This window comes from Achromobacter sp. 413638 (assembly GCF_043119405.1).
In the GTDB taxonomy this organism is placed as follows: domain Bacteria; phylum Pseudomonadota; class Gammaproteobacteria; order Burkholderiales; family Burkholderiaceae_B; genus Achromobacter.
Window position 1 is genome coordinate 1 of record NZ_JBICCO010000201.1, and the last position, 217, is coordinate 217.

Below are 217 nucleotides of genomic sequence, written 5' to 3' on the forward strand. Positions count from 1 at the left end.
TTGGAAGTTAGAAATGCGGAGGTGCTGGGGCGGGATGGGGAGGTGCTGGTAAAGCAGAATCCGGTGACGGGGGAGTATGAGGCGGTTGGTATAAATAAACTGCTGGAATTCTCAAAAGGAAAGATATTATTTGATGATATAAGGACCGCCTTAGAATCTGCGCAAGCGCCTTATAAAGGAAGTACAGTAATAGGGCACGCTTTGTCTAAGCATGCAG

At 47.0% G+C, this 217-nt stretch carries 1 protein-coding gene; it reads left to right on the forward strand.

Translation table 11 applies throughout. The annotated features are described in order from the left end of the window. Positions 1 to 217: hypothetical protein (locus ACEU5R_RS32045; protein WP_392413958.1), on the forward strand; the 217-nt coding region annotated here is incomplete at both ends.